4 protein-coding genes are annotated in these 6,206 nt (G+C 56.2%); 2 read left to right on the top strand and 2 right to left on the bottom strand.

What is annotated here, in order from left to right; translation table 11 throughout:
• Positions 1 to 258 precede the first annotated feature (258 nt).
• Entirely contained in the window at positions 259 to 1,317 is a 1,059-nt protein-coding gene (locus WCJ41_RS19645) for a hypothetical protein (RefSeq protein ID WP_336907533.1), read from the bottom strand.
• Positions 1,318 to 1,763: 446 nt separating this feature from the next.
• On the opposite strand from WCJ41_RS19645, the gene WCJ41_RS19650 reads away from it, so the two are divergent.
• Positions 1,764 to 3,128 (top strand): amidohydrolase family protein, encoded by a 1,365-nt coding sequence (locus WCJ41_RS19650; RefSeq protein WP_336907534.1) that lies wholly within the window; start codon positions 1,764 to 1,766, stop codon positions 3,126 to 3,128.
• 761 nt (positions 3,129 to 3,889) lie between these two features.
• Positions 3,890 to 4,078, top strand: coding sequence for a hypothetical protein (locus tag WCJ41_RS19655; RefSeq protein WP_336907535.1), 189 nt, complete (start codon positions 3,890 to 3,892; stop codon positions 4,076 to 4,078).
• Between the two features lie 603 nt (positions 4,079 to 4,681).
• Here WCJ41_RS19655 and WCJ41_RS19660 read toward each other — a convergent pair.
• Positions 4,682 to 5,887: an integrase arm-type DNA-binding domain-containing protein gene (locus tag WCJ41_RS19660; RefSeq protein ID WP_336907536.1), complete on the bottom strand. Its 1,206-nt coding sequence runs from the start codon at positions 5,885 to 5,887 to the stop codon at positions 4,682 to 4,684.
• Positions 5,888 to 6,206: the final 319 nt, after the last annotated feature.

Here is a 6,206-nt window from a genome sequence, read left to right on the forward strand (position 1 = left end):
AAGCCAATCATGCACTAACATTCAAACCCGACCACTCGTTGGGGCCGATCATATTTTTACGTGAATTAGCGAATTGGTGCAGTCGCAGGATTCAAGTTCAGTCTCGTTCAAGAAGGGGCGTTCTACTTCCGGCTAGGTATAGACTGACATGGCAACGATCTCTTCAGGTGTGTGCTTCTTCCTTGGCATGTTCTGATCCTCCTGGATGCCTTAAGACATACTTCAAGTCGGACCACTTCAATGGGGGTGGATCACGTCCTATTGCTGAACACATGCCACACCATCTGCGAATTTAGCGGTGACGTGAAACACACCAACCGCATTCATCCTCCACTTCCCGTCGGGGTCAAGATGAAACGTCGCGAGACGGGGGCTCTTTGCCTCGCGGGTTTGCCCACCGTCGAGCTCCATTGGTCCAAGGGAGTCGAAGCGCAACGCAAGCAGATCATCTGACTTGATCGCCTCTACGTCAACGATCTCCTCCCGCTTGGTCAGTCGTGCGCGTATCTTGCCAGGCGCGGTCTTGCGTTCGCCGCTGGCAAACACGAACTGAAATCCTTTTGAATGCATGGTCTGTGGCTGACCCGTCAATGAGGAAGTCTGGACTTCGTCCCAGAGCGTCCGCCCCAGTTCGATATCCTCAGGCTTGAAGACGCTTTTCTCAGGCAAGAAATCCTTGTTTGCCCCGCAGAGATACGTTCTCGGAGAATCGAAGTCGGAGTGGGTGAATATCTTCCACATCTTCTCTGCTTCGTTCCAGCGCATCACCAGAAGGCGCGGCGCATCTTCCTGGCTATATACGATACCCGATTGCAGGCTGACGCGGTCCGGAAGTTTTACATCGAAGGAGATGACCAGCACAGTTTCGCTGGTCTGGGAAACGGCGACGTTGCTGATCTTGAATTTGCCCGTATAGTTGGGCACATAAGTTTTCGTGGTAAGGCCATAATTGAGACGCGCGCGTTGGATTATGGCGTCGCCGTCATATAGGTTCTGTACGGCCTTCACGGCATCGGATTTGATTTTTTCTTGGGTATTGCCGCCCTGTACGGGCTTTTCAACCTTCGCGCGGATCTCGTAGGCCTCAGTAACAAGTCTTGTCCCGAAGGCGTTAAGCTCATCCTGAGACAGGCTTGAAAGCTTTGAAGGCGGCGTATTGAATACCCGTTGCACGTCAGCCCAAGATGCCGAAGTCAACGGAACTGACACAGCAAGCGGGATGGCTCCGAAGACGACCGAAAAGAAGATCGAACGAACAACCCTTACCATTTGATCCACTCCTGCATAAATCAAAGGTTGTTTCGTAACATCGGCCAATGGACGTGTCGATCAGGGATTCCACTTAAGTGAGAGACAACAGAGTTGGCTCCATCACTTTGCTTTGTGCGCAAGACCTGCAAATCCGTGGGCAAAACTCGTTACCCCCTTGCCGCCCTGCCCCACCTCCACTCATCTCTGCTCCATCGCGGGCATAGTTCAGGGGTAGAACGGCAGCTTCCCAGGCTGCATGTGTGATCTATCACCAAGGCCGTCATCTATCGCAACGTGGACAGGAAGGCTTGGGAGCAGATTGCCAAGGAGCATCAGGGAGCGAAGGTGGCTGTTGTCGTTCGCTGATCCAACTGAAAACTCGGTACCGTCTTGCAGCGTCCTTGAAGCTTTATTATCATCTGTTTTGAGCGTTGTTAGATGACTAATACCCCCCCCAGTGACAGCATCGATATTCGTCATGCCCTAACACCACTATGGACGGAGATTTGTTAATGACGGGAATTTCGCGCCGATACCTGCTGTCGGCTGGGTTGAGCATTGCGGGAGCCTCAGTCATCAAGACGCATCCAACAAGGGCCGAGCCCCCTGTACGCACCGTCTTCGAAAATGTCGCAATATTTGATGGTGTTTCTGCAAGCCTCAAACGAGGCCTCTCCGTCGTCGTACAAGATGGTGTGATTGTAGATGTTGCGGCCGGTATTTCGGCATCCGATCCGACAACCGTAAAGATCGATTGTGGTGGGCGAACGCTGATGCCAGGACTAATCGACGCGCACTGGCATACAATGTTAGCCCCCGTAACTATCCCTGACGTCCTCACGGCAGACGAAGGATATCTCACTTTGTTGGCCGCGGACGAGGCGAACCGCACACTCATGCGTGGTTTTACCAGTGTTCGTGATATGGCGGGCGCATCATTTAGTCTCAAGAAAGCAATCGACAACGGCATGAACGCAGGCCCGCGTATCTGGCCTTCGGGAGCAATTATCTCGCAGTCAGGCGGTCATGGAGATTTTCGGTTGCCCTATGAACTGCCACAGCGCCCAGGAAGCTGGAGCCGTGTGGAGGAAATCGGTGCAGGTGTGATCGCTGACGGTGCCGATGAAGTGCTCAAGCGGACACGCGAGCAGCTGGCGCTGGGAGCAAGCCAGATAAAGTTGGCGGCAGGGGGCGGCATAGTCTCTCACTACGACCCCATTGACACGAACCAGTATACTGAACGCGAACTCCAAGCTGCGGTGGAAGCCGCTGACAACTGGGGGACTTATGTGGCCGTACATGCATATATGCCACGCTCCATTCAGACGGCACTTAAGGCTGGCGTCCGCTGCATCGAGCATGGACACCTCATGGACGAGGCAACAGCGGAAATGATCGCCGAACGAGCTGCATGGCTCAGCACACAGCCCTTCATTGATGAGGGACATGGCACCTTTCCCGAGGGGACACCTAACCGATTGAAAGAACTCCAGGTTACGCATGGAACCGACACTATCTACGGGTTGGCTCGCAAGTTGAACTTAAAGGTAGCATGGGGAACGGACATCCTTTTCAATCCGCCAAGCACTAAACAGCAGGGTCACTTGCTTGCGGCTATGAAGCGCTGGTACCGGCCCGCCGAAATCCTGATCATGGCAACCAGCAACAATGCCGAACTCCTCGCAATGTCCGGCTCGCGAAATCCCTATCCGGGCAAGCTTGGCATAATCGCAAAGGGTGCTCTCGCTGACATCCTGGTCGTCGATGGAAACCCGCTTGAGAATATTGATCTTGTTGCGGACCCCGAACATAAGTTCAGCATCATCATGAAGAACGGGATCATCCATAAGAATACTCTCGACAGCGGAGCTGGTTGACAGGGTGGTAACCGGTCACGGGGGTGCCGCCCTGCCCCACCTCCACTCATCTCTGCTCCATCGCGGCGTAGTTCAGTGGTAGAGTGGCAGCTTCCCAAGCTGCACGTTGAGGGTCCAGCTCCCACTGAGACGCCGCGGACCTCAGTCTGGCCAATCATTTCATCTACCAAGCATCTGAGGTTCGTAGGGTGGGTCACCTGGCAGAACTCGCAACGGCTGGGATGAGGGATTGTTGTCAGGGGCAACACCTTGGTGCCCTTCGTCAGGACGATGGCAATGTCGAACCCCCTATCGAACCCGTCCTAAGGAAGCCGCGGGTCTTATCCGACTGGATCTTGCCGAGCAGCATTCCCGGCTTGCGGGCTTCTGTGCTCGTCGTCAGGAGTTGACCGACGCTGCGCTTAACGACGTCTACAAGTTCTTGGCTATCATTCCCCCGACTCTTGCTGAGGCGTCCGTAAAGTGAATTCGGATCATTTTCACCCCGCAAATTACTGGGCTAGTATGTTTACCTAGCGGTAACCATGAAATTCAAGGTGCAGCGCCAAACAAGAGCTACATTCCTAGCACCAATCCAACTTGGTGGCAGCAGGTCGGAACCATTGGCAACACGATCCTTAATGGCGTTGGAAATCCTTTTGATCAGTCCTTGGGTCAGGTTGGCGATTTCTACCTCAACACAACGACGAACACTCTCTTCGGACCGAAGACAGCGACTGCTCCTTACTGGCCTGCTACAGGCACTTCACTCGTGGGTTCTGGTGCAGCAGGCCCGCCAGGTGCTGCTGGAGTTACTGGTGCAACTGGGCCTGCTGGGGAGACGGGACCTGCTGGACCTACAGGACCCATTGGTGCAACGGGGCTATCCGGAGATGCTGGGGCTACTGGAGCAACGGGACCTGCTGGTCCTGCCGGGGCAACGGGTCCTGCCGGAGCAACAGGTCCAATAGGCCCTGTTGGTGCGACGGGACCTGTTGGTAATGCCGGAGCAGTGGGCCCAATTGGAGCCACTGGAGCGGCGGGTCCCGCTGGTCCAACAGGACCTATTGGGCCCACTGGAGCGACTGGACCTGCTGGAGCAGGTGGTCCAGTGTATTATACTGAGGGCAGTAGCTGGAGTAATTATACTTCCCAGACCTGGGAGGACCTCACCAATACAAATATCGATGTCACCATCGGATCAAGCGGTTCAGCGATAGTGCATATTTCGGCAGAGCTCGGAAATAATACGTCCGCCCCAAACACTTGTGCGCTCGGCGTCCGCGTGAGCCAGAACTCAATCGTGTCGTATGAACCTTACAGCAGCCCAACTAGTCGAACAGTTTCCTTGACTAGGCTCAATTACAGTCCTGTCAATCCGACTGGAACTGGTTTTTTGTACATTACGGGGTTGCCAGCAGGGGTGAATAACTTAAGGCTGCTATATTGGGCTAATCTTGGTGTTTGCGATTGGTATTATACAAAAATACTTATTAGTCCGCAGTAGACGCCGCCTCCAACGGTGCGGCGTGTGGTTTTGGAGTTAGTAGTCGGCCCATATCAAGCGGATCGATCTACTTCTTGAGTTGAACGACATTGCTGCCCAGCTTGGGTTCGCACCACCTCGCCCACGCCTGCATCAGCTCGCGGCGCTTCTCGAATTGGTCGCCACGCCGATATGCTGCCTCTGCCTTGTCGCTGATACGGTGCGCCAGCGCGTGCTCACATGTTTCATGCGGGAAGGAAGTCTGTTCGGAGGACCAGTCGCGGAAGGTGGAGCGGAATCCGTGCACCGTGATGTCGTTCCGGTCCATGCGGCGTAGCTGCATCTCCATCGCCATGCCCGAGAGAGGCTTGCCGGGTGCCTGACCGGGGAAGACGTAGGGGTTGACCTGTGGCAGGCCCTTCAGCAGTGCCACCGCCCGCTTACTCAAGGGCACGCGGTGGGCGAGGCCAGCCTTCATGCGCTCCTTCGGGATGATCCACACCCCCTTCTTGAGGTCGATCTCCTCCCACCGGGCACCCAGCACTTCCCCGGAACGGCATGCTGTAAGGATCGCCAATTCCAGTGCCATCGCAGCAAGGCTCTGGCGAGCCCGCAGGGCGGCCATGAAGGCTGGAACGTCATCGTATGGCAAAGCGGCGTGATGCCCGCGGGTGAGCTTCTGGCGGGCGGGAAGGATGGCCCGGAGGTGGCCGCGCCACGTCGCCGGGTTTTCACCAGCCCGGAATCCGCGAGCCTTGGCGGCATCGAGCACGTTCTCAAGCCGGCCTCGGATGCGGCTGGCGGTCTCCGGCACCGTGCCCCAGATGGGTTTCAGGACGGCTAGCACATCGTCGGTGCCGATCTCGCTCACTAGCTTGCCCCGGATCGCGCCGCAGTAGGTGTCGCCGAGGGTCATCCGCCACTGGGCGAGGTGCTTGGGGCTCTTAAAGCGGCTGGCGTGGGTGTCGATGTATTCATCGGCGAAGATGCCGAAGGTTGGCACCGCGGCGGCTTTGCGCTCGGCCTTGGGATCGAGGCCGCGGAGTCGCTGGGCGCGTATCTCGGCGGCCTTGCCGCGGGCCTCGGCGAGCGACAGGCCACCGGCACCGGCAGGTCCGAGGCTGATCTCGGTCTGTTTGCGCCTCTTGCCGTCCATCACGGCGAACATCATCGACCACGTCTTCGAACCACCGGGTCGGACACGCAGGTACAGACCACCGCCATCAGCGTGACGGCCGGCTTGCGAGATCGTCTCAACTTGGCGAGCAGTGAGGAGGTTTAGTTTGCCTGCCATTGGGGTGCCTTCCGTCGCTTTGGCCTAGCGAATGGCCTAGCGCGGAAGCTGGATCAGGGCAACAACCAATAGAGCGGCATAGACTACTGTGGAGAGTGGTGAGCTTTATAATGGGGATTTCTGTTGATGTTGGTGGACTTGTCTGGAGTGCTGTAGACTAGGGTTCGTCTGCCTCCCTCTCCGCCATTATATCTAGTTATCTACCTGTTTTTTATGGTCTTTGTTGATCGGGCTCTTTATGGGACCATCACGCAGACCATCGTAGCTTTAGTCCCTGCGATGCCGGCCGGGATGAGCACGTATTAATACGTGCCTCACT

Origin of the sequence: Aestuariivirga sp. (genome assembly GCF_037139295.1) — a bacterium.
GTDB lineage: Bacteria > Pseudomonadota > Alphaproteobacteria > Rhizobiales > Aestuariivirgaceae > Aestuariivirga.